We start from the raw sequence: 22,434 nt of genomic DNA, 5'->3' as shown, positions 1-22,434 counted from the left end.
CTGTGAATCGCATCGACTGGACGGGAACTCAGCCGGCTAGAGCATCGGAGAAGGGCATCTGGGGCTGGATGCTCTTCGACTGGGCAGCTCAGCCGTTCTTCACTGTTGTGACGACCTTCATTTTCGGCCCTTACTTCGTGTCGCGTCTGACAGACGATCCGGTATCGGCCCAGACGATGTGGAGCAACATGGCGACGATCTCCTCGGTGATCATTGCCATCTTGTCGCCTGTCCTGGGGTCGATCGCAGATCAGTCCGGCGCGCGAAAGCCGTGGATCGCCTTCTTCGCCGTCATCAAGATTGCGAGTCTCTTCGGTCTCTGGTTCGCCGCACCCGGTTCGCCTCTGATCTACCCCATGACATTCATGATCCTGGCTTCGGTCGCCGCCGAGTTCTCCATCGTCTTCAACGATTCCATGATGCCGCGGCTCGTCGGCAAGGAAGAGGTCGGCAAACTGTCGAATACGGCCTGGGGCCTGGGTTACCTCGGGGGGATGATCGTCCTGATCGCGGTCGTGGTCCTGCTTGCGGGAAGCCCCCAATCAGGGAAGACAATTCTTGGTCTTGAGCCCTTGTTCGGCCTCGATCCGCACCAGGGCGAAGATGCCCGCATCACCGGGCCGATCTCGGCCATCTGGTACCTGATCTTTATTCTTCCGATGTTCTTTTTCACGCCTGATGTCAGCAAGGGCCTTTCGTTTGGCGCCGCTGTGCGCACCGGCCTTACGGAGCTGAAAAGCACGCTTGGCGAGCTCAAGCGTCGTCGTGGCATCGTTCGTTTTCTGATCGCCCGCATGATCTATCAGGACGGCGTCAACGGACTGCTGATACTCGGTGGTGCCTTTGCCGCCGGTATGTTTGGATGGGCAACGGTCGAGATCGGAATCTATGGGATCATACTCAATGTCGTTGCGATCTTCGGCTGCTTCATTGCGGGCAGGGTCGATCGGCGCATCGGCTCCAAATCGACGATCGTAATCAGTCTGGCGATGCTGTTGCTTGCCACCATCGGCATCGTGTCGACATGGCCGGGATACACGCTCTTTGGCTTGCTTGCGCTGCCAACTGCAGATTCCGGCGGCCTCTTCGGTACGGCAGCGGAGAAGGCATATGTTGCCTATGGTCTGCTGGTCGGCCTTGCCTTCGGTCCGGTGCAGGCGTCGTCGCGCTCCTACCTCGCCCGAAGCGTGAGCCTGAACGAGGCCGGCCGCTATTTTGGCATTTATGCGCTTTCGGGGCGCGCCACCAGCTTCATGGCAACGCTGTTTTTTTCCATCGTGACCTTCGCGACTGGCTCGTCGCGGCTTGGAATGGCAACCTTGGTGCTCTTCCTGGCGGCGGGACTGATCCTGCTTGTCCGTACGCCCTATCCCGCGGACAGGGCGTAACGGCAGAGGCTACAGGTCAGTGGCGGAAGTGCCGCATACCGGTAAAGACCATCGCGACATTGTGCTCGTTAGCAGCGTCGATCACTTCCTGGTCACGCATCGATCCGCCCGGCTGGATAACAGCCGTCGCGCCGGCTGCGATCATCGACAGCAAGCCATCGGCGAAGGGCAGGAATGCCTCCGAGGCAACAGCCGAACCGCGCGTCAACGGCTCTGCGAGACCGAGCGCCCTGGCCGCTTCCTCGGCCTTCAGGCCAGCAATCCGCGCAGAATCGACGCGGCTCATCTGGCCCGCGCCGATGCCAGCCGTCTGGCCGTCCTTCGCATAGACCACGGCGTTCGACTTGACGTGCTTGGCAACCTTGAAGGCAAATTTCATGTCTTCGAGTTCCTGCTGGGTCGGTGCACGCTTGGTAACAACCTTCAGCTCCAGATCCTCGACCATGCCGTTGTCGCGGCTCTGCACAAGCAGGCCGCCTGAGACGGTTTTCGCCGTCAGGCCCGAAGACCGCGGATCCGGGAGGCCGCCTGCGGTCAGAAGCCGGAGGTTGGCCTTGCGCGCGACGATGGCTTTCGCCTCTTCAGTCACGTCGGGCGCGATGATGACTTCGGTAAAGAGCTTGATGATCTCCTCGGCGGTTTGGGCGTCAAGCGTCTGGTTGAGCGCGATGATTCCCCCGAAAGCAGAAACGGAATCGCAGGCAAGCGCGCGCTTGTAGGCGTCGAGCAGGTTGGAACCCGTCGCCACGCCGCAGGGATTGGCGTGCTTGATGATCGCGCAGGCCGCCGACTTCTCCGGCAGGAACTCGGCAACGAGTTCATAGGCCGCATCGGTGTCGTTGATGTTGTTGTAGGAGAGCTGCTTGCCCTGAAGCAGTGACGCCGTGGCAACGCCGGGGCGGCGCTCGCCCGTAACATAGAACGCCGCCTTCTGGTGCGGATTCTCGCCATAGCGCATCTCTTCCTTGAGCTCACCGCCAATGACGCGATGGCGCGGGGTGTCGATCGAAAGAACCTCGGCAAACCAGTTGGAGATCATGGCGTCGTAAGCGGCGGTCCGGGCGAAAGCTTTGGCGGCCAACCGCTGGCGGAACGCATAAGCGGTCTGTCCGGCGTCCGAGGCAAGCTGCTCGAGCAGTTCTGGATAGTCCGCCGGATCGGTCAGGATCGTCACGTAAGCGTGGTTCTTGGCCGATGCGCGGATCATCGCAGGACCGCCGATGTCGATGTTTTCGACGGTCGTCGGATAGTCGCCGCCGGCGGCACGGACATCCTCGAATGGATAAAGATTGATGACCACGAGGTCGATGCCCTCGATACCGTGCGCCTTCATCGCCGCTTGATGATCAGCATCGTCACGGATAGCAAGCAGGCCGCCATGCACTTTGGGATGCAAGGTCTTGACGCGACCATCCATGATCTCCGGAAAACCTGTGACATCGGAAACGTCGGTCACCGCGAGCCCGGCCGCTGCAATTGCCTTGTGAGTGCCACCAGTTGAGAGAAGGCGGATGCCCTTGTCGTCAAGCGCGCGCGCGAGTTCGACGATACCGGTCTTGTCGGATACGGAAAGCAACGCGGTCTTGATGCTGACTTTGTCGGGTGCAGGGATTTTCTTGGAAACAACGGCCATGAGGCTTCTCCGTTTGGTCTTCAGGAGATATCCAGCGAGGGATAAGCGGATGATGGGGCCGCGTTAGCACAGCTTTGCGCCCGCGGAAACAGCCGCTAGCTCTTGCGCGATAAAAACCAGCGTATTTCCGGCCTGTCGGGGTAGGAGAGGCCGATCTCGATCTGATCGGATCCGCAAATGCCCGAGGCATCGGCAAAGAAGACGTCCTCGCCGATCAGCACTTCGTTGCCAGGCGAGGAGAACAGCCATGTTTCTCCGTCGGGCGCCGTCATCATGATCGACTCTTTGTCGATTTGCTTCAGGTTGATGGAGGGGTGGGCGTGAAAGCGCGCCACGGCCCGCACTGCCTCATCGACCTTGCCCTCCGGCGCGACCAGCCGATCACAACCGGTCACGATCAGCCCTGTGGCATTCAGGGTCAGCTCGCGCTCATGCAGGACGCCAAAGGCATTGAGGTAGCCGTCGTGACTCGCCTTGATCACGTCGCGGCCGTCATCGGCGAGCCCGCGATCGACATTCACGGTCTTCACGCCGTCTGTAATCACATTCGCAATGAAGTCGGACGGAGCGAAGCGGCTGGATGAGGTGTCGTTGACGGTCACCGTGGTATGGGCGGCAGTCGTTCGGGCAATCTGCACATAACGCCGGCCGGCAAATTTCGGCGATCCGGAATTGACGATAAAGCGATGGCGTCCAGACGACATCTCGAATGACAGGCAACCGGCATGGGCCGTGCGGGACAGACTTCCGGTGGGCGGCAATCCGGTATCGGCAATGACTACCGTTTTCCCCGCTGCCAGCCGCTGATAGCGCGAATGCGGCATCGCCTTGAAGGGATCTCCCGCCGTCTCGTCATACCGCAGCAAGGACATCAGCTCTGTCGCAAGGGTCGACGTCGCGCCGTTGAAAAGGGCGAGATCACCATCCTGATGCCTGAAGAAGCGCAGGGCTGGGTACATGCGGTCGATGCCCGAGATCAACTTCTGCGGCAGGTCATGGCCGAGATTGACGTAGGTTTGCCGCAGCGGGAGGAGATCAAGGAGCAGTTCCAGCCCTACCCGGGGATTGCGTGAGACATGGCCGCCGTCAGGCAGGATCTGGCTGTCGAACTCCTGATCCAAAGCTTCGGCAGCGCGCCGCAGCGCGCCTGCGCGCGTCGGCATTGCAATCGAGGCCATCGCGAGGGCAATCCGCAGCCGAAAGCGAACCTCCCCCGGCGGCGCGTACTTGGCCATTCGCCGCAGGAACCGGACCTGAAAGGCAAGCGACCGCAAGAAGCGGCGATAGAAGCCGCGGTCGGCATTGTGAAGAACCACAGGCGAATGCGAGAGCCAGGAAATAACGCGCTGCGCCGTCACATTGATTTCCCAGGCGATGCCCTCGATGCGGCCGCCATGCAGCGACAGCCAGTCGTTGACAATGGAGCGGGCAACGCTCGAGTGAAGGTCGCTTTTCTTGGTCCGCATATGGCGAAGCCAACCGAAGCCATGAAGCCGCAGTGCGAAGGAACGGGACGGAAGGCTGAAATTGAAGGGCGACTTGCCACCGGTTTCGAGAAGCCGCCCGGCAAGCGGGAAGCGACCGTTCAAAATCTCTTCAGCGACATGCGGATCAACCGCACGCAGATCGGTGGGGGCCACAATCAGGCGCTCGGGGGCGTGGGTCGTGTGGCGGAAGAGACGCAACCGCATGATTGCTCCGCGGCACAGCGTGCGCCGCCAAGCCTCTCTCACATAAAGAGTCGAGAACCCGGACCACATGTTTATTGTCTATTGACCCGCGTCGTTAAGAATAAGTGAATAAGCCCGGAATCCGTGACACTTGCGTATCAAATTATGACAGGTGCTCAACTATGCCAGTTGCCCTGCGATCAAGCAACACGGCGCATCACGACAGCGTAGAAACCGTCAAGACCGCCCGCAAAACCAGCGGGAACCTCCAGCATGTCTGGTGTCGTGCGGAATTCGCCAAGCGCGCTGATTGCTGCTTCGAGCCCGGGCCAGCGCTCAGGATCAACGGCCGCTCGCTCGACTGAAGGCGTATCCGAAAGGACGCGAGCCACGACGTCTTCGCCTTCGGCGGGATCAAGGGAACAATTGGAAAAGACGATCGTGCCATCCGGCTTCAGCAAAGTGATCGCATGGCGCAGCAGCCGCTCCTGAAGCGCAGCAAGCTTCGCTATATCTTCCGGCCCCTTGGCCCAGAGAACATCCGGATGCCGGCGCGTCGTTCCCGTCGATGAGCAGGGCGCATCCAGCAGGATCGCATCGAACAGCTCTGCAGGCTCATATTTCGTCAGGTCGCTGGCGACTGTCTCGGCTTTCAGTCCAAGCCGATCGAGGTTCGCGCGCAAACGCTTGATGCGGTTTTCAGACTGCTCAACCGCAGTAACGTCACCACCGGCGAGAACCAGTTGGGCAGTCTTTCCGCCGGGCGCCGCACATAGATCGGCAACTCGCTTTCCTGTCAAATCACCAAAGAGCTGAGCTGGGATGCTGGCGGCCGCGTCCTGGACCCACCAGTCGCCTTCCGAAAATCCCTCGAGTGAGGGGATGCTGCCCTCGAAGGCAGCCAGACGCACACCACCCGTCGGCAGCGCGAAACCACCCAAACGTTCCGCCCAGCGCTGCGCATCAGCTTTGACGGTAAGATCGATCGCTGCCGGCTCGAGCTGCGATTCAGATATCGATTGCGCCCTTTCCTTGCCGTAAGCCTTTTCGAGCCTTTGAAGAAACCATTCCGGCATCACCGGAATGGTCGCGATCTCAGCAAGGATTTGGTCCTTCTCGCGTCCAAGTCGGCGCAGAACGGCGTTCACCAGCTTTGCAAAGCGACGATTGCGCGGGTCCTGATTTGATTGCTCGACTGCCAGGTCGACCGCAGCATGATCCGGAACATCAAGGTAGAGGATCTGCGCTGCGGCAATCGCAAGAACATGGTGCAGCGCTCGCGCACCTTCGGGAAGCGGCGATTCAAGCAGGCGGGAGATCGCGGCGTCGATGCGCGGCAAATGCCGAAGCGTTGTATTCAGAATGGCGCGGACGAGGGCGCGGTCACCCTCGTTGAGCGCCTTATAGGCCGGATTGCCGTGTTCATTGTCCACGGCGCCGTCCAGCGAAAGCTTACGGTCCACGACCGCTGCCAGGATCTTTGCGGCGGCGGCACGAACCTGGAATCCGGGCTTTGCCGGACCAGCCACAACGCCCGGATTGGACGACTTTGGTTTTCGAAATGGTTTTTTCTTGCCGTCTGAATTCAAGACCACGGACCTTTCGGCGGTTGTGAACCACCGCGATCAAGACCGGTATTCGGAACCGAGCGCGATTTGCGCATCGGATTAGCAGCGCGCGCCGGCGCCGTCGAGCCATTCATGCCGCCGCGCGCCATTTCCTGCAGCGCCGCAATCCGGTTTTCCGTGTTCGGGTGCGTTGAGAACAGGTTGTCCACGCCAGCACCGGTCAGCGGATTGATGATGAACATGTGGGCAGTTGCCGGGTTTCGCTCGGCATCGTAATTCGGCACGTGCGAGGCGCTACGTGCAATCTTGCCCAGTGCCGAAGCCAGCCACAGAGGATTGCCGCAGATTTCCGCGCCTCGGCGGTCGGCGGAATATTCGCGCGTCCGGCTGATGGCCATCTGAACCATCATCGCGGCAAGCGGCGCGACGATCATCGCCAGCAATACCCCGATGAAACCCAGGGGATTGTTGTTGTTTCCCCGGTTGCCGCCGAAGAAGAAAGCAAAATTGCCCAGCATTGAGATTGCACCGGCGAGGGTCGCCGTAATCGTCATCGTCAGGGTGTCGCGATTTTGCACGTGAGCCAACTCATGGGCCATGACGCCTGCGACCTCTTCCGGCGTCAGTGCGCTCAGTAAGCCGGTGGACGCGGCAACAGCAGCGTTCTCGGGATTGCGACCAGTCGCGAAGGCATTTGGTTGCGGACTGTCGTAGAGGTACACCTTCGGCATCGGCAGGCCAGCATTGCGCGTCAGATCCCTGACGATCGCGAAGAACTCGGGCGCATTACGCTCGTCAACCTCCTGCGCGCGATAGGCCGACAGCACCATGCGGTCCGAATTCCAGTAGGAAAAGATGTTCATCCCAGCGGCGATCACGAACGCGATCATCATGCCGCTCCGCCCGCCGATCAGAAAGCCGACGGCCATGAACAATGCGGTCATGAAGGCAAGCAACATGGCTGTACGGACGAGGTTCATTGCTATCTCCAAAACACCCCTAAGCGGGCCGCGCAAAACCGGAGGGTTTCAATTGAGGCGCCGGCGCTCTATGATTTGGTCATTCACCAGCCATTTTCAATATATTTCGGGCGGAATCGCGTGATGCAGGCAGCGGACAACGACAACAATGAAACCCTGGCGACTGAAGCCGCCGAGGCGCCACGCAAGTTGCTCTCGCCAGCCGCCAAGCGTGCGCTCGCCGAGGCCGAAGAGCGGCGCCGAAACGAAAAGCCGGTAGAAATGCCAACAGAGATAGGTGGCCGCGGCGGCGCTGATCCTTCCCGCTTCGGAGACTGGGAAATCAACGGCAGGGCCATCGATTTCTAAGTAAATATTCCTATTGACTTTCGCTCGTGATCGGAATTTATTCCTTTCGTGAGAGAGATTGCTTCGTTTGTTGCGCTGACCCTTCTTGTGACTGCGGTAAACGCCGCGGCGCGCGACGAAATTGAAGGGCCAGTATCAGCCGAAATCCTGAGAGTGATCGATGGAGACACACTGCTGGTCGAAGCGCGCCCTTGGCCGCAGCAGACAATGGAAGTCTATGTCCGTATTCGCGGGATCGACGCGCCCGAGATGCACTCGAGCTGCGCTGACGTAAGGAGCGGGAATCGACGCCCGTCACGCCCTGGAAAGCCTTACATCCGGATCCTCCGAGATCCAGCTTACGTAGATCGCAGGCGACAAGTATTTCGGTCGCATCCTCGCAAATGTAACCCTTTCGGATGGCAGGAATCCGGCTCAGGACCTCTTGGAGGAAGGGATTGTCCGGGCCTATAACGGCGGCCGAAAGCCACGAGAAACCTGCCCGTAGAGAAGTGAAGCCGCCCCGATCGCTCGGAGCGGCTTTTGCTTAGGCAGTCGCCTTGTTCTGGCGGTTCGCGATCAGGTCGTCGACAACCGCCGGATCGGCAAGCGTCGAGGTGTCACCCAGAGAGCCGAAGTCGTCCTCGGCGATTTTGCGCAGGATGCGGCGCATGATCTTGCCGGAGCGGGTCTTCGGAAGACCCGGTGCAAACTGGATCTTGTCAGGTGCAGCGATTGGGCCAATCTCGCCGCGAACATGCTTGACGAGCTGTTGGCGCAGATCATCCGAACCCTCATTGCCGGCCATCAGGGTGACGTAGCAATAAATGCCCTGACCCTTGATCGGGTGCGGATAGCCGACGACAGCAGCCTCCGAGACAAGATTATGCGAAACGAGTGCGGACTCGACCTCGGCGGTACCCAGGCGGTGGCCCGAAACGTTCAGCACGTCGTCAACGCGACCGGTGATCCAGTAGTAGCCGTCCTCATCCCGTCGGCAGCCATCGCCGGTGAAATACTTGCCCTTGTAGGTCGAGAAGTACGTCTGGATGAAGCGCTCGTGGTCGCCATAGACGGTACGCATCTGCCCCGGCCAGCTGTCGGTAATGCAGAGGTTTCCGTCGGCGGCACCCTCAAGCACATTGCCTTCGTTGTCGACCAGCTGCGGTTTCACGCCGAAGAACGGGGTCGTCGCCGAACCCGGCTTCAGATCGGTCGCGCCCGGCAGCGGCGTGATCATGTGGCCGCCGGTTTCCGTCTGCCACCAGGTATCGATGACGGGGCAGCGCTTGTCGCCGACAACATTGTAGTACCATTCCCACGCTTCCGGATTGATCGGCTCGCCAACCGTTCCGAGCAGGCGCAGGCTGGAGCGCGACGAGCGGGTGACGAAGTGGTCGCCGGCACCCATCAGCGACCGGATCGCCGTCGGTGCCGTGTAGAAGATGTTGACCTTGTGCTTGTCGATGACTTCCCAGAATCGGCCCTGATCCGGAAAATTCGGCACGCCTTCGAACATTAGCGTCGTCGCGCAGTTCGCAAGCGGACCGTAAACGATGTAGGAGTGTCCGGTAACCCATCCAACGTCGGCGGTGCACCAGTAGATATCGCCGGGGTGGTAATCAAACACATATTCATGGGTCATCGCTGCATAGACGAGATAGCCGCCCGTGGTATGCAACACACCCTTCGGCTTTCCGGTAGACCCCGAGGTGTAGAGGATGAACAGCGGATCCTCCGCCTTCATCTTCACCGGCGGGCACTCCGGTTTAACCGTGGCGATTTCCTGATGGTACCAGAGGTCGCGACCCGGTGCCCAGCCGGTCTTGCCGCCTGTACGCCGTACGACGAGAACCTTGTCGACGATGACATGCTGACGGGCGGCAATGTGAATTGCCGTGTCTGTATTGTCCTTCAGCGGCACCGGCTTGCCGCCGCGCACCCCTTCATCGCAGGTAACCACGAAGGTGGATTCGCAATCGACGATACGGCCGGCCAGCGCCTCCGGAGAAAACCCTCCGAACACCACCGAATGGACCGCACCAATGCGCGCGCAGGCGAGCATTGCATAGGCAGCCTCGGGTATCATCGGCATGTAGATGGTAACACGATCACCCTTCTTGACGCCATGCTTCTTCATGACGTTCGCCATGCGACAAACATGCTCGTAGAGCTCGTTATAGGTGATCTTCTTGTCGACGTAGGGATTGTCGCCCTCGAAGATGATCGCCGTCTGATTGCCGTTGGTCTTCAGGTGCCGGTCGATACAGTTGTACGAAACGTTCGTCTGCCCGTCCTCGAACCACTTGATCGAGACTCGGCCAGTGAAAGACGTGTTCTTGACCTTCGTGTAGGGTTTGAACCAATCGATCCGCTTGCCATGTTTACCCCAGAACTTGTCGGGGTTCTCGACGCTTTCCTCGTACCATTGCTCGTACTTGGCCTTATCGATAAGCGCATGGTTCTTCACCGGCTTTTGCACCGGGTAGATCTTTTCGGACATGGAACTCCTCCTCACTCGGGCACCGGGCGACCAAAAAGCGAAGCAGCCCGGACTGGCTATAGGCATTCATAGCAGTTCACATCTGCCCGGCAATTAGACAAAGGTCATTTCATTCGTGATCAATTGCAATTCTGCATCACTGCGGTTATATAGCGCCATATTTCCCGGACATAGTGGTGACAATCCACGGACCGCGACACCGGCGCGGACGACAGAAGGACTATATCCATGGCTCAACAATTGCTCATGCCGAAGGCGACTGCCATCTGGCTCGTCGACAACACAGCCCTGTCATTCGACCAGATCGCTCAATTCTGCAGACTGCATCCGCTCGAAGTGAAGGCAATTGCCGACGGCGAAGCCGCACAGGGCATCAAAGGTCTCGATCCGATCGCAACGGGTCAGCTTTCGCGCGATGAAATCGCCCGCGCTGAAAAGAACCCGGCGCACAAGCTGAAGCTCTCGGAACCGAAGGTTCGCGTGCCAGAATCCAAGCGCCGCGGCCCGCGCTACACGCCGGTTTCCAAGCGCCAGGATCGTCCGAACGCCATTCTCTGGCTGGTGCGCAATCATCCGGAATTGAAGGACGCACAGATTTCCCGCCTCGTCGGCACCACGAAGTCGACAATCGAACAGATTCGCGAGCGTACGCACTGGAACTCGGCTAACCTCGCACCGATGGATCCGGTGACACTCGGTCTTTGCAGCCAGATCGATCTCGACATGGAAGTCGAAAAGGCGGCAAAGGGACGCCCGCTGCCGACAGCGGCCGAACTCGGAGCGACCTTGGAGTCGGCGCATGAAACCGAGCGCCTGACCCACCATGAGCGCGAAGAGGAGAAGGAAATCGATGCCGATGCCGTCTTCGCAAAGCTCAAGTCGCTGAAATCCTCTCCGAAGGATGAGGACGAAGACGACCAGTATTGATTGCCTACGGTGATCGATCCACAAGGCCCTGCGTAAGCGGGGCCTTTTCTTTTTGTACCTACATCGGCAGGGAACCATACCCACGCTTGCGCAGGGCTTCGGCTATTTCCTCAAGAATAGTGGGGTCGTCGATCGTCGCCGGCATTTTCCAAGGCACACCGTCGGCGATTTTCTGGATCGTGCCGCGCAAGATCTTGCCGGAGCGCGTCTTGGGGAGGCGCTCGACGGTTATCGCCGTCTTGAACGAAGCGACCGGGCCAATCGCATCGCGGATCAGCTGCACGACCTCCGATTCAATGGCCGATGTTTCCCGTGAAACATTCTTCTTCAGAACGAGAAAGCCGCAAGGGACCTGACCCTTAACCTGATCTGCGATTCCGACCACCGCGCATTCGGCAACATCCGGATGCGTGGCACAAACCTCCTCCATCGCTCCCGTCGACAGCCGGTGGCCTGCGCAGTTGATGATGTCGTCCGTGCGCGACATGATGAAGAGATAGCCGTCGTCGTCGATATAGCCGGCATCCGCCGTTTTATAATAACCGGGAAATTCGGCCAGATAGGCCGAGTGGAAACGCTCGTCGGCGTTCCACAGCGTGGGTAGGCAGCCAGGCGGCAGGGGGAGTTCGACAACGATATTACCGAGCGTCCCTGGCTCAACCGCGTGGCCGGCATCATCAAGAACATGGATACTATACCCGGGCATAGGCATCGAAGGGGAGCCATGCTTCACCGGCAGAGCTTCGAGGCCGAGCGGGTTTGCCACCATCGGCCATCCGGTCTCCGTTTGCCACCAATGATCGATCACGGGTACATCAAGCATGCGCTCTGCCCACTTCAGCGTTTCCGGATCTGCGCGCTCTCCCGCAAGGAACAGGGCACGAAAATTCGGCATCGGATAGGCCTTGAGGCGAACACCATCGCTATCCTCCCGACGAATGGCCCGGAAAGCGGTAGGCGCCGTAAAGAGAACGCGGACATCGTGCTCTGAAGCGATGCGCCAGAAGACGCCGGCATCCGGTGTACCAACTGGCTTTCCTTCGAATATCACGCTGGTCGCGCCTGCCAGCAGCGGTGCATAAACGATGTAGGAATGGCCGACGACCCACCCGATGTCCGAAGCCGCCCAGAACACTTCGCCCTGCTTGATGCCGAAGATATTTGCCATCGACCAATTGAGGGCGACCATGTGACCGCCATTGTCGCGCACGACCCCTTTCGGCTGGCCCGTCGTGCCTGAGGTGTAGAGAATGTAGAGTTCGTCCGTCGCACAGACGGGAATGCACTCAACGGTCACACCACGATTTCTCGCGACAGTAGTGTCGAAATCCTCGTCGCGACCGGCTGTGAGATCAGCTGCAAGCTGCGGCCTCTGCAAGACAAGGCAGTGGGCCGGCTTCGACTTCGCGATGGCAATCGCCTGATCGACCAAGGGCTTGTAGGGCACGATCCGTCCCGGCTCGAGCCCGCAACTTGCCGTGATGATGAGCTTCGCCCCCGAATCGTCGATACGGGCCGCGAGCTCATTTGCCGCAAAGCCACCGAACACGACGGAATGGACCGCGCCGATGCGCGCGCAGGCAAGCATTGAGAAAACTGCCTGCGGGACCATCGGCATATAGATGATGACGCGGTCACCCTTTGCGATTCCAAGTTGCCGGAGCGTTGCTGCAATGGCACTGACTTCAGCAAGGACGTCACCATAGCTAAACACAGCCTTGGTGCCGCTAATCGGGCTATCGTAGATAAAGGCAGTATCGTCACCACGGCCCGCTAGAACGTGCCTATCGAGACAATTGTAGCAGGTATTGGTTTCGCCCCCGGCAAACCAGCGGCCGTATGGACCACCTTCTCGCGAAAAGGTCTGCGCCGGCGGTTTGAACCAGCTGATTTCTGCCGCCGCCTCGCGCCAAAAAGCCTCCGGATCGTCCTTCCACCTGGAATAGGTCTGGCGATAGCTTCCCTGCATCTGCTCCTCCCCAGGACACGCAAGTTATCCTATCAATCTAGGAGAGGCATGGCAGGAGAGAAAGCCCGACGAAAGGAGCGTATCAGCGGGCACCGAAGATCGCGGAGCCAACGCGAACGCTGGTCGCGCCAAAGGCAATCGCGGTTTCGTAGTCGCCGGACATTCCCATCGAGAGTTTCTCGACGCCGCAAGCCTTGGCGAGCCTGGCAAGCAACGCGAAATGCGGACCCGGATTCTCGTCCGCCGGCGGAATACACATCAGGCCTTCAATGGCGAGGCCGAGTTCGTCGCGGCAAAGAGCGACAAACGCTACTGTATCATCAGGGGCGATTCCTGCCTTCTGCGGCTCAAGCCCAGTATTCACCTGAACATAGAGGCGAGGGGTCTTCGCCTGACGCTTCATTTCGTCGGCGAGCACACGGGCGATCTTTTCCCGGTCGACGGTTTCGATGACATCGAACAGCGCGACCGCCTCGGCCGCCTTGTTCGACTGCAGAGGGCCGATGAGATGAAGTTCAATGCCTGACGTCTCGGATTTCAGTTCAGGCCACTTTCCCTGGCTTTCCTGAACCCTGTTTTCCCCGAAGATCCGTTGCCCGGCCTGAAGCGCCGGGCGGATCGCGTCTGCGTCGAATGTCTTTGAAACGGCGACAAGCTGAACCGAACCGTCGGGCCGTTTCCCCTGCTGCTCGGCCGCGGAGATACGCGAGCGCACGTCGTTCAATCGCTCTTCAAGTTCCATCACTCGCCTCGACATGACTGCATGAGAAGATGGCAATGCACTAAACGCCCCGGCTGTGCTTGCCAAGGCCCACGCGCCCGAAATAGTGGCCGGCGGGCCGAGATCGGACGCTTGCGGCGCCCGTAAAACTTGACGCTACCGTGGTTTCATGGTGAAGGTCACCACCAACTTCCCCTGATCTTTCGGAAATACGAATACCATGGCAACCGAACGTTATAACCCGCGTGATGCTGAACCTCGCTGGCAGCAAAAATGGAACGAAGCGAAGGTCTTCGAGACCGACAACAGCGATCCGCGCGAGAAGTATTACGTCCTCGAGATGTTTCCGTATCCATCCGGCCGCATCCACATGGGCCATGTGCGGAATTACGCAATGGGCGACGTCGTAGCTCGCTATAAGCGCGCTCGCGGCTACAACGTTCTACATCCCATGGGTTGGGACGCCTTCGGCATGCCGGCTGAAAATGCGGCAATGGAGCGCGGTGTACATCCGGCCTCCTGGACCTACCAGAACATCGCATCGATGAAGTCCCAGTTGAAGGCGATGGGCCTCTCACTGGATTGGAGCCGCGAATTCGCAACCTGCGATGTCGCCTACTACCAGCACCAGCAGCATCTTTTCCTAGATTTCCTCGAGAAGGGGCTCGTCTATCGCAAGCAGTCGAAGGTGAACTGGGATCCGGTCGACAACACCGTTCTCGCCAACGAACAGGTGATCGACGGACGCGGCTGGCGTTCCGGTGCCCTGGTTGAGCAACGGGAACTGACGCAGTGGTTCTTCAAGATCACCGACTTCAGCCAGGATCTGCTCGAGGCATTGGACACGCTTGATCAGTGGCCGGAAAAGGTCCGATTGATGCAGAAGAACTGGATCGGTCGCTCGGAAGGCATGATGCTGCGCTGGGAGATCGTCCAGGAGACGGCTCCGGCCGGAGAAACCGAGATCGAGGTCTACACGACCCGTCCGGACACGCTATTTGGCGCCTCCTTCCTGGCTATCGCAGCCGACCATCCGCTGGCCAAGGATGCCGCAGCGAAGAATCCGGCTATCGATGCTTTCTGCGAAGAATGCCGCCGTGCTGGAACCTCACTTGCTGCGCTTGAGACTGCGGAGAAGAAGGGCATCGATACCGGCATTCGCGTCAAGCATCCGCTCGATCCGTCATGGGAATTGCCTGTCTACGTCGCAAACTTCGTCCTCATGGACTACGGCACCGGCGCGATTTTTGGTTGCCCATCCGGTGACCAGCGTGACCTGGATTTTGCACGCAAATACGACCTGCCGGTGGTTCCCGTTGTTATGCCGGCGGATGACGATGCCGCGACCTTCAGCGTCGGCGACGTTGCCTATGACGGCGATGGCGTCATGATCAATTCGCGCTTCCTTGATGGCAAGAGCACAACTGAGGCATTCGAGATCGTTGCCGACCGCCTGTCGTCAATGACGCTTGGCAATGCTCCGCAGGGTGAGCGCAGGGTGAACTTCCGCTTGCGTGACTGGGGTATCTCGCGCCAGCGCTATTGGGGTTGCCCGATCCCTGTCATCCATTGCGACGATTGCGGCGTTGTCCCGGTTCCGAAGAAGGACCTGCCGGTGCAGCTGCCGGAGGATGTAACCTTCGACCAGCCCGGCAATCCGCTCGATCGTCATCCGACCTGGCGGCACGTCGCTTGCCCGCAGTGCGCCAAGGATGCACGGCGGGAGACCGACACGATGGACACGTTTGTCGATTCGAGCTGGTATTTCACCCGCTTTACCGCTCCCTGGGAGAGCAAGCCGACCGACCAAAGCGCTGCCAATCGCTGGCTGCCAGTCGATCAGTATATTGGTGGTATCGAGCACGCGATTCTGCACCTGCTTTATTCGCGCTTTTTCACCCGGGCGATGCGCGAGACAGGCCACGTCGATGCAAAGGAGCCGTTCAAGGGTCTCTTTACCCAGGGCATGGTCGTGCACGAGACCTACAGCCGCGGCACGGGCATGGGCCGCGAGTGGGTTGCACCGGCGGATATTCGCATCGAGGAGCTGGACGGGAAACGCCGCGCCTATCACCTTTCCAGCGGGGAGGAAGTCGCGATCGGCTCGATCGAGAAGATGTCGAAGTCGAAGAAGAACGTCGTCGATCCGGACGATATCATCGCTTCTTACGGTGCAGACACTGCCCGCTTTTTCGTTCTTTCGGACTCGCCGCCTGAGCGCGACGTTATCTGGTCGGAGGCAGGCGTAGAGGGCGCCCACCGCTTCACGCAGCGGCTCTGGCGTCTGATTGCCGAGGCATCGGACAAACTTCGCGATGTTGCGCCGACTCCGGCTAAGGATGGGGAAGCTCAAGCGATTTCGCAGATCGCGCACAAAACCTTGAAGGCCGTCCAGAACGATTATGATCGTCTCTGGTTTAATAAGGCCGTCGCGAGGATCTACGAGCTCGTCAATGCCCTGGCGTCGCCATTGACCCGCGTCGCTGCAGGCGAAGGCGATACGGCGTATCGCGCCGCAGCGCGGGACGCGGCCGAGATCCTTATCCAGTTGGTAGCACCAATGACGCCGCATCTGGCTGAGGAGTGCTGGGCGGCGCTGGGCAACGGCGGATTGCTGGCGCACACTGATTGGCCGCGTTATGACGAAACCCTCGTCGTTGAAAACGATGTGATTTTGCCGGTTCAGATCAACGGCAAGAAGCGCGCCGAATTGACAATTTCTCGCGACGCAGATCAGAATGCCGTCACCGAGGGTGTGCTCGCATTGGATGACGTCAAGAAGGCGCTGAACGGTCAGACGCCTAAGAAGATCATCGTGGTTCCACAAAGGATTGTGAACATTGTCGTTTGATATCGCTTTTAAGCTGGTGCGCGGCACCGGCATTGCCGCAATCCTAGCGTCCACGGCTTTTCTCGCATCCTGCCAGGTTCGCCCTCTTTATTCCGAAAGTTCCGGCGCTGCGGGCAAGCTGGCGTCCGTCGGTTTCTCGGAAGCGGGGGGTCGCGTTGAGCAAGAGGTTCGCAATCGACTGATTTTTATCGCTTCGCGTGGCGCCGGCGAGCCTGAGAATCCCGAATACAAGGTTGAATTCAGCGCTCGCTCGAATGTCATCAGCACGCTGCTGGTGGCGTCGTCAGACGAATCGCTTGCCGGACGTGCGACCGTCAGCGTCGACTACACTCTGAAGTCCACAAAGGACGGCCACGTCATCAAGGCCGGCAATCGTTATGCCACTGCGCTCGTCGACTTCCCAGCTCAGGAATTTGCCAAGCAACGCGCCATCCGCGACGCCGAGAACCGCGCCGCACGGCAGGCTGCTGAGTTCGTTGGTGCCGATATTGCGGCTGCGCTTGGCCGCTGAGGAGCGGATGCATGGCGGAAATCAAATCGCACGAGTTTGAAGGCTTTCTTGAGCGATCCGCCCGCAACTACCGGCTCTTTGTGATTTATGGGCCGGATCGCGGTCTTGTTTCGGAGCGCGCCACCTCGCTGGCCGGCAGGACGGGCGTGGCATTGGATGATCCGTTTTCGCTGATCAAGCTCGATATCGGCGACCTACAGCGCGATCAAGGTCGCCTCTTGGACGAGGCGGGAGCAATTGGCCTTTTCGGAGGTGACAAGCTCATCTGGATCCGTGGTGCAGCCAACGAGAAATATCTTGTCGACTCCCTCCAGGTTCTTTCAGCGAACATGCCGGACGGCACATTCGTTCTTATCGAGGGCGGTGACCTCAAGAAGGGCTCGCTGCTGCGGAAAGCCGCCGAGACAGCACGCACTGTCATGGCGATACCCTGCTATGCCGACGATGCCCGCGCCCTCAACGGCCTTATAGATAGCGAACTTTCAAGCGCTGGCCTGGGCATCACGCCCGATGCACGCCAGGCCCTGCTGGAGCTGATAGGGGGGGATCGGATTGCCTCTCGCAACGAACTGCGAAAGCTGGCGCTCTATTGTCGGGGAAAATCGACCATCGAAGAGCACCACGTTACGGAAATAATAGGCGACGCCAGCGCCATCTCGGTGGACGACGCCGTCGATGCCGTCCTTAGCGGAAATCCAAGCAGCTTCCTGCATGCAATGCAAAAGATCATATCGTCGAAGACAGCGGTGTTTCTCGTGATCCAGGCCTGTCTGAAGCAGTTTCAGTTGCTGGACGCCATGAAGACGGAGATGGAGGAGAAGCGATTGCCGGCCGCTCAGGTCATGCAGACGCTTGGTCGTCATCTGCATTTCCGACGCAAGCCGATTATGGAGCAGGCATTGCGTACCTGGTCCGCTGAAGCGGTGGCACGAGAAGCAAACCGTCTGCAGGCGGCAATCTTGCAGACGCGCAAACGGGCGTCGTTGGAAGACAGCATCGCCCTACAGACCCTGCTATCGACGACACTGCAATCGGCGCGCCGATAGCGATTCCATTTAGCGGCGCTCGAGCAGCCGGCAGATTTCTTCCAATTGTTCCAACGACTTATAGGAAATTCTGATCTGGCCGCCGCCTGCCTTGTGATTGATCGTCACGTCCAGGCCGAGCGTATCCGACAAGGTGCGTTCCAGGGCGAGCGTATCTGAATCCTTCTGATCCTTCTGATGCCCCGGGATCTTCGGCTCCGACTGAGCCTTGATATCATTCTGCGCCAAACGCTCCGCGTCACGGACCGACATGCCTTTCGAAACGATCGTGCGGGCGAGGGCGGTCGGATCGGAAGTCGGCACCAAGGCGCGGGCATGACCGGCCGAGAGGCTTCCCGCGGCCAAAAGGTCCCGAACGGGCTCTGGCAGTTTCAAGAGACGCAGCGAATTCGCCACGTGACTGCGGCTCTTGCCGATAATTTCGCCGAGATCGTTCTGGGTATAGCCATACTCCGCCATCAACTGCTCGTAGCCGAGGGCCTCTTCCAGCGGATTGAGGTCGGAGCGCTGAACGTTCTCTACGATTGCAATCTCAAGAGCGGTTTTGTCATCGACATCGCGCACGATCACCGGGATCTCAACGAGGCCTGCAAGCTGTGCCGCGCGCCACCGTCTCTCGCCGGCTATAATCTCGAACTGGCTGGCGGCCAATGTGCGAACCACAATGGGCTGCACGATACCGTGCTGCCGGATCGAGCCCGCGAGCTCATGCAATTCGCCGTCGTCGAAAAACCGTCGAGGATTGCGCGGATTGCGAGTGACGAACTCGATCGGGACCATCCGATCGGCGCTGACCCCTGGCTTGGCCGCATCAACGGGCATCGGTTGGTCCATCTCACCAATCAATGCGGCCAGGCCACGGCCGAGCCTTCTTTTCGAGATGTCATCGCTCATATCTAAACTCGCCATTCTCTTTCAAATCACGCCGCGAGGCGCTGCCGTTCGCGCTGAATAACTTCCGACGCCAGCTGGAGATATGCCTGACTGCCGGCGCACTTCAGGTCGTACAGAATTGCTGGCTTGCCATAGGAGGGTGCCTCAGACACGCGAACATTTCGAGGAATCAATGTGTGGTAGACCTTCTCCCCTAAATGCGTGCGAACATCGTTAACAACCTGTTGCGCCAGATTGTTGCGGGAATCGAACATCGTCAGCACTATCCCCTGGATATCGAGGCGGGGGTTTACGGTACGTCGAACCTGATCGACTGTCTCCAGGAGTTGGCTGAGCCCTTCCAACGCAAAGAATTCACATTGAAGAGGCACAAGCACGGAATGGGCCGCCGCCATTGCATTCATCGTGAGCAGATTGAAAGAGGGAGGGCAGTCAACAAGGATGTAGGAGAAGCGGAAAGCCTCCTCTTTGGCGAGGGCTTTCTTGAGCTTGAAAACGCGATCGCTTTGGCTTGCAATCTCCATCTCAATGCCGAGCAAGTCCATCGTGGACGGCACGATGTACAGATTTGGAACAGCGGTCTCCTGCGACACCTCTTCGATGCCATAGTCACCAAGCAAAAGATCATAGGAAGATAGCCGGCGATGTTTACGATCGATCCCCAAGCCGGTGCTGGCGTTACCCTGCGGGTCGAGATCGACGATCAAGACCCGCTCGCCGATCGCCGCCAAAGCTGTTGCCAAGTTGATGGCAGTCGTGGTCTTGCCGACGCCACCTTTCTGATTTGCAATGGTGATTATACGATTTCGTTCGCCAGCCATAGCCAAAGCCCGATCTGTTAAGCCACACGCTGGAGATTGAAGATTTCCAAAACGACAGAATCCTGCTCGACAGCGCTCTTATGTTCTAACAGATCGAATCTCCAGTCACCATGCGCTTTCTCGATCTCGCTCCGGTAATCCCGGCCTTTGTGAAAATAAGCTCGGAGACTTGCATTCCGTTTCGACCACGGTTCAATAAAACCCAGCAACTTCCCTAGGTCGGCGAGGGCCCGAGCGGAAACAAAGTCGCAATTCTCTACGATTGCAGGTGCGTCTTCTATTCGCACAGCGTGAATAGAGCCTCTACCGGCGGTTTCCCGGAGCGCCGTGCGCAGAAAGGCCGCCTTCTTATGGTTGCTCTCCACGAGATGGACCCATCCATCATCGAGCTCCGCCAGCATGATGGCCGTCACAATGCCCGGAAAGCCACCCCCGCTGCCTAGGTCGATCCACGTGCGAGGAAGAGGCTGGAGCTGGAAGATTTGCACCGAGTCTGCAATGTGCCGGCTCCAGGCATCGGCAAGCGTTGACGGCGCAGTCAGGTTGATCGACTTCGCCCACTTTTGAAAGAGGGCCACAAAGTGTTCGAGACGCTCCTGTGTTTCACGTGAAACACGTCGGCCGTTCAGTTGCATGGTAGGACTCTCGCAGATTGCAATAGGACAACGTTAAGCAGATGCCGCAACATCCGCCGCGCCGCGACGCAGGTGCACGAGCAACAGCGAAATCGCAGCGGGCGTCATCCCATCGATCTTTGTTGCCTGTGCAACGTTGTAGGGTCGGATATTACGCAACTTCTGCTTCAGTTCGTTGGACAGCCCGGACAGCAGATCGAAATCGAAGTCAGACGGTATCACGCGGTCTTCATCTCGCTTCACGTGCGCGATATCAGCTGACTGCCGTTCCATGTAAACCGCGTAGCTCGCTTCTATTTCCAGCGCTTCAGCCACGCGGCCATTCAGCCCATTTAGTTCAGGCCAGATCGGCGCAAGAGCCGGCAGGCTAATATCCGGGTAGGACAGAAGCTCATAAGCCGACCGCCGTTGCCCATCCTGGTTCAGCTTTAGACCGAATCGCCCCGCTTCGCTTGGCGTCACGGAAAGTGATGTCAGCTGAGCGCGCCCCGCATCCAGCGCCTCGCCATAGGCTTCAAAACGGTCCCGGCGACCAGCCGAGACTGCGCCGATCTGTATTGCCAACGGCGTCAGCCGGACATCCGCATTGTCAGCCCTCAACGATAAGCGGTATTCGGCCCGGGATGTGAACATACGGTATGGTTCAGCAACGCCGCGCGAGGTCAGGTCATCCACCATCACACCGATATAGGAATCGGTTCTGCTGAAACGAACCTCGTCCTGACCGCCAGCCAGGCGCGCAGCATTGATGCCAGCGACGAGGCCTTGAGCTCCAGCCTCCTCGTATCCCGTCGTTCCATTGATCTGCCCAGCCAAAAACAGGCCTGGCATCTTCTTCACTTCGAGCGATGGTTTCAACTCGCGCGGATCGACATGATCGTACTCAATCGCATAACCCGGCTGCACAATGCGGACCCGTTCGAGACCAGGAATGGTATGAATGAACGCATCCTGGATCTCGGCGGGGAGGGATGTCGAGATACCGTTGGGATAGACTGTGCTGTCATCCAGGCCTTCCGGCTCAAGAAAGACTTGGTGTCCATCACGTTCGCCAAACTTAACCAGCTTATCCTCGATCGACGGGCAATAGCGCGGTCCGACGCCTTCAATCTGCCCCGAATACATGGCCGAACGCTTCAAATTCTCGACGATGATGCGATGGGTCGCCTCCGTCGTGCGCGTAACGCCACAGGTGATTTGTGGGTTCAAGATATGATCTGTCATGAAAGAGAAGGGGACAGGATCCTCGTCCGCTCCCTGTTGGCCGACACTCTCCCAATCGATCGTCGTCCCATCCAGCCGCGCCGGCGTTCCGGTCTTCAGCCGCCCGAGACGAACGCCCAAATTTAAGAGCGTTTGAGAAAGCCCCACCGATGGCTGTTCACCAACGCGACCTGCGGGTATCTTTTGGTCGCCGATGTGAATGAGTCCACGCAGGAAGGTCCCCGTTGTCAACACAACTGATGCGCACTTGAGAATCCGGCTATCTTTCATGACAACCGCGGCGATCCGACCGTCTTTAATGGATAGATCGAACGCGTCGCCCTCGACCACAGTGAGATTCTCAATGCTCTCGATCTCCGCAAGCATAGCCTGCCGATAGAGCTTCCGATCCGCTTGGCTACGCGGGCCGCGAACAGCCGGCCCCTTCTTTCGATTCAGCATCCGGAACTGAATACCGGCCGCATCAGCAACGCGGCCCATCAGACCGTCCATGGCATCGATCTCTCGGACCAGGTGTCCTTTGCCAAGTCCTCCAATCGCCGGATTGCAAGACATGATCCCGATGGTATCGCGACGATGAGTCACCAGCGCCGTGTTCGCGCCAAGGCGCGCGGCGGCGGCAGCGGCTTCGCATCCAGCATGCCCGCCTCCGATGACGATGACATCGAACCGTGAGGTATCCATTATTTAAGCTCCTGAGATCGTCAGGTGATGAGCGATGTCGCCCAGGGAGTCAAGGCGTTTCACGTGAAACCAGACGACAGGG

General features: G+C 59.0%; 17 protein-coding genes. 6 read left to right on the top strand and 11 right to left on the bottom strand.

What is annotated here, in order from left to right:
- The first annotated feature begins 2 nt into the window (after positions 1 to 2).
- Positions 3 to 1,388, top strand: coding sequence for an MFS transporter (locus tag IB248_RS25185; RefSeq protein WP_192241847.1), 1,386 nt, complete (start codon positions 3 to 5; stop codon positions 1,386 to 1,388).
- A gap of 16 nt (positions 1,389 to 1,404) precedes the next feature.
- On the opposite strand, the gene purH is transcribed toward IB248_RS25185, so the two are convergent.
- From purH to htpX, 4 genes are all read right to left on the bottom strand, one after another.
- Positions 1,405 to 3,021: a bifunctional phosphoribosylaminoimidazolecarboxamide formyltransferase/IMP cyclohydrolase gene (gene purH, locus IB248_RS25180; RefSeq protein WP_192241846.1), complete on the bottom strand. Its 1,617-nt coding sequence runs from the start codon at positions 3,019 to 3,021 to the stop codon at positions 1,405 to 1,407.
- A 95-nt stretch (positions 3,022 to 3,116) separates the two neighbouring features.
- On the bottom strand, positions 3,117 to 4,781 hold the full coding sequence (locus IB248_RS25175; protein WP_169681921.1) for a heparinase II/III family protein: 1,665 nt from the start codon (positions 4,779 to 4,781) through the stop codon (positions 3,117 to 3,119).
- A gap of 110 nt (positions 4,782 to 4,891) precedes the next feature.
- Positions 4,892 to 6,280, bottom strand: a complete 1,389-nt coding sequence (locus tag IB248_RS25170) for an RsmB/NOP family class I SAM-dependent RNA methyltransferase (RefSeq protein WP_192241850.1) — start codon at positions 6,278 to 6,280, stop codon at positions 4,892 to 4,894.
- Entirely contained in the window at positions 6,277 to 7,239 is a 963-nt protein-coding gene (htpX, locus tag IB248_RS25165; protein WP_113469663.1) for a zinc metalloprotease HtpX, read from the bottom strand. The genes IB248_RS25170 and htpX overlap by 4 nt, the downstream gene beginning before the upstream one ends.
- A gap of 123 nt (positions 7,240 to 7,362) precedes the next feature.
- On the opposite strand from htpX, the gene IB248_RS25160 reads away from it, so the two are divergent.
- Complete coding sequence (locus IB248_RS25160; protein WP_018858937.1) at positions 7,363 to 7,587, top strand: DUF1674 domain-containing protein; 225 nt, start codon at positions 7,363 to 7,365, stop codon at positions 7,585 to 7,587.
- Between the two features lie 526 nt (positions 7,588 to 8,113).
- Here the strand turns inward: IB248_RS25160 and acs are convergent.
- On the bottom strand, positions 8,114 to 10,069 hold the full coding sequence (acs, locus tag IB248_RS25155) for an acetate--CoA ligase (protein WP_018858938.1): 1,956 nt from the start codon (positions 10,067 to 10,069) through the stop codon (positions 8,114 to 8,116).
- A gap of 228 nt (positions 10,070 to 10,297) precedes the next feature.
- Between acs and IB248_RS25150 the strand changes: the two genes are divergently transcribed.
- Complete coding sequence (locus tag IB248_RS25150; RefSeq protein WP_192241845.1) at positions 10,298 to 10,996, top strand: DUF1013 domain-containing protein; 699 nt, start codon at positions 10,298 to 10,300, stop codon at positions 10,994 to 10,996.
- Between the two features lie 58 nt (positions 10,997 to 11,054).
- On the opposite strand, the gene IB248_RS25145 is transcribed toward IB248_RS25150, so the two are convergent.
- Complete coding sequence (locus tag IB248_RS25145) at positions 11,055 to 12,965, bottom strand: propionyl-CoA synthetase (RefSeq protein ID WP_113469661.1); 1,911 nt, start codon at positions 12,963 to 12,965, stop codon at positions 11,055 to 11,057.
- Positions 12,966 to 13,047: 82 nt separating this feature from the next.
- On the bottom strand, positions 13,048 to 13,707 hold the full coding sequence (locus IB248_RS25140) for a YggS family pyridoxal phosphate-dependent enzyme (protein WP_192241844.1): 660 nt from the start codon (positions 13,705 to 13,707) through the stop codon (positions 13,048 to 13,050).
- 199 nt (positions 13,708 to 13,906) lie between these two features.
- On the opposite strand from IB248_RS25140, the gene leuS reads away from it, so the two are divergent.
- From leuS to holA, 3 genes are read left to right on the top strand one after another with little or no spacing between them, the layout of a single operon-like run.
- A complete protein-coding gene (gene leuS, locus IB248_RS25135; protein WP_018858942.1) occupies positions 13,907 to 16,537 on the top strand; it encodes a leucine--tRNA ligase in 2,631 nt (876 codons plus the stop codon).
- The gene (gene lptE, locus IB248_RS25130; RefSeq protein ID WP_018116420.1) at positions 16,527 to 17,048 is read left to right on the top strand and encodes an LPS assembly lipoprotein LptE; all 522 of its coding nucleotides are present in this window, start codon (positions 16,527 to 16,529) and stop codon (positions 17,046 to 17,048) included. The genes leuS and lptE overlap by 11 nt, the downstream gene beginning before the upstream one ends.
- An 11-nt stretch (positions 17,049 to 17,059) precedes the next feature.
- Positions 17,060 to 18,094, top strand: coding sequence for a DNA polymerase III subunit delta (gene holA / locus IB248_RS25125; protein ID WP_192241843.1), 1,035 nt, complete (start codon positions 17,060 to 17,062; stop codon positions 18,092 to 18,094).
- Positions 18,095 to 18,103: 9 nt separating this feature from the next.
- On the opposite strand, the gene IB248_RS25120 is transcribed toward holA, so the two are convergent.
- The 4 genes from IB248_RS25120 to mnmG are packed head-to-tail and all read right to left on the bottom strand — an operon-like array spanning position 18,104 to position 22,352.
- Positions 18,104 to 18,988, bottom strand: coding sequence for a ParB/RepB/Spo0J family partition protein (locus IB248_RS25120; protein ID WP_018858944.1), 885 nt, complete (start codon positions 18,986 to 18,988; stop codon positions 18,104 to 18,106).
- A gap of 26 nt (positions 18,989 to 19,014) precedes the next feature.
- Positions 19,015 to 19,809 carry a ParA family protein gene (locus tag IB248_RS25115; protein ID WP_018858945.1) on the bottom strand — a complete coding sequence of 265 codons (795 nt, stop codon included), beginning with the start codon at positions 19,807 to 19,809 and terminating at the stop codon, positions 19,015 to 19,017.
- A gap of 17 nt (positions 19,810 to 19,826) precedes the next feature.
- Positions 19,827 to 20,444: a 16S rRNA (guanine(527)-N(7))-methyltransferase RsmG gene (gene rsmG / locus IB248_RS25110; RefSeq protein ID WP_018858946.1), complete on the bottom strand. Its 618-nt coding sequence runs from the start codon at positions 20,442 to 20,444 to the stop codon at positions 19,827 to 19,829.
- 33 nt (positions 20,445 to 20,477) lie between these two features.
- Positions 20,478 to 22,352, bottom strand: a complete 1,875-nt coding sequence (gene mnmG, locus IB248_RS25105) for a tRNA uridine-5-carboxymethylaminomethyl(34) synthesis enzyme MnmG (RefSeq protein ID WP_192241842.1) — start codon at positions 22,350 to 22,352, stop codon at positions 20,478 to 20,480.
- Between the last annotated feature and the right edge of the window lie 82 nt (positions 22,353 to 22,434).

Origin of the sequence: Rhizobium sp. RHZ01, assembly GCF_014851595.1 — a bacterium.
Taxonomy (GTDB): Bacteria; Pseudomonadota; Alphaproteobacteria; order Rhizobiales; family Rhizobiaceae; genus Rhizobium; species Rhizobium altiplani.
The sequence above is the reverse complement of the archived record's forward strand: the minus strand, read 5'-3'. Positions and strand labels throughout refer to the sequence as shown.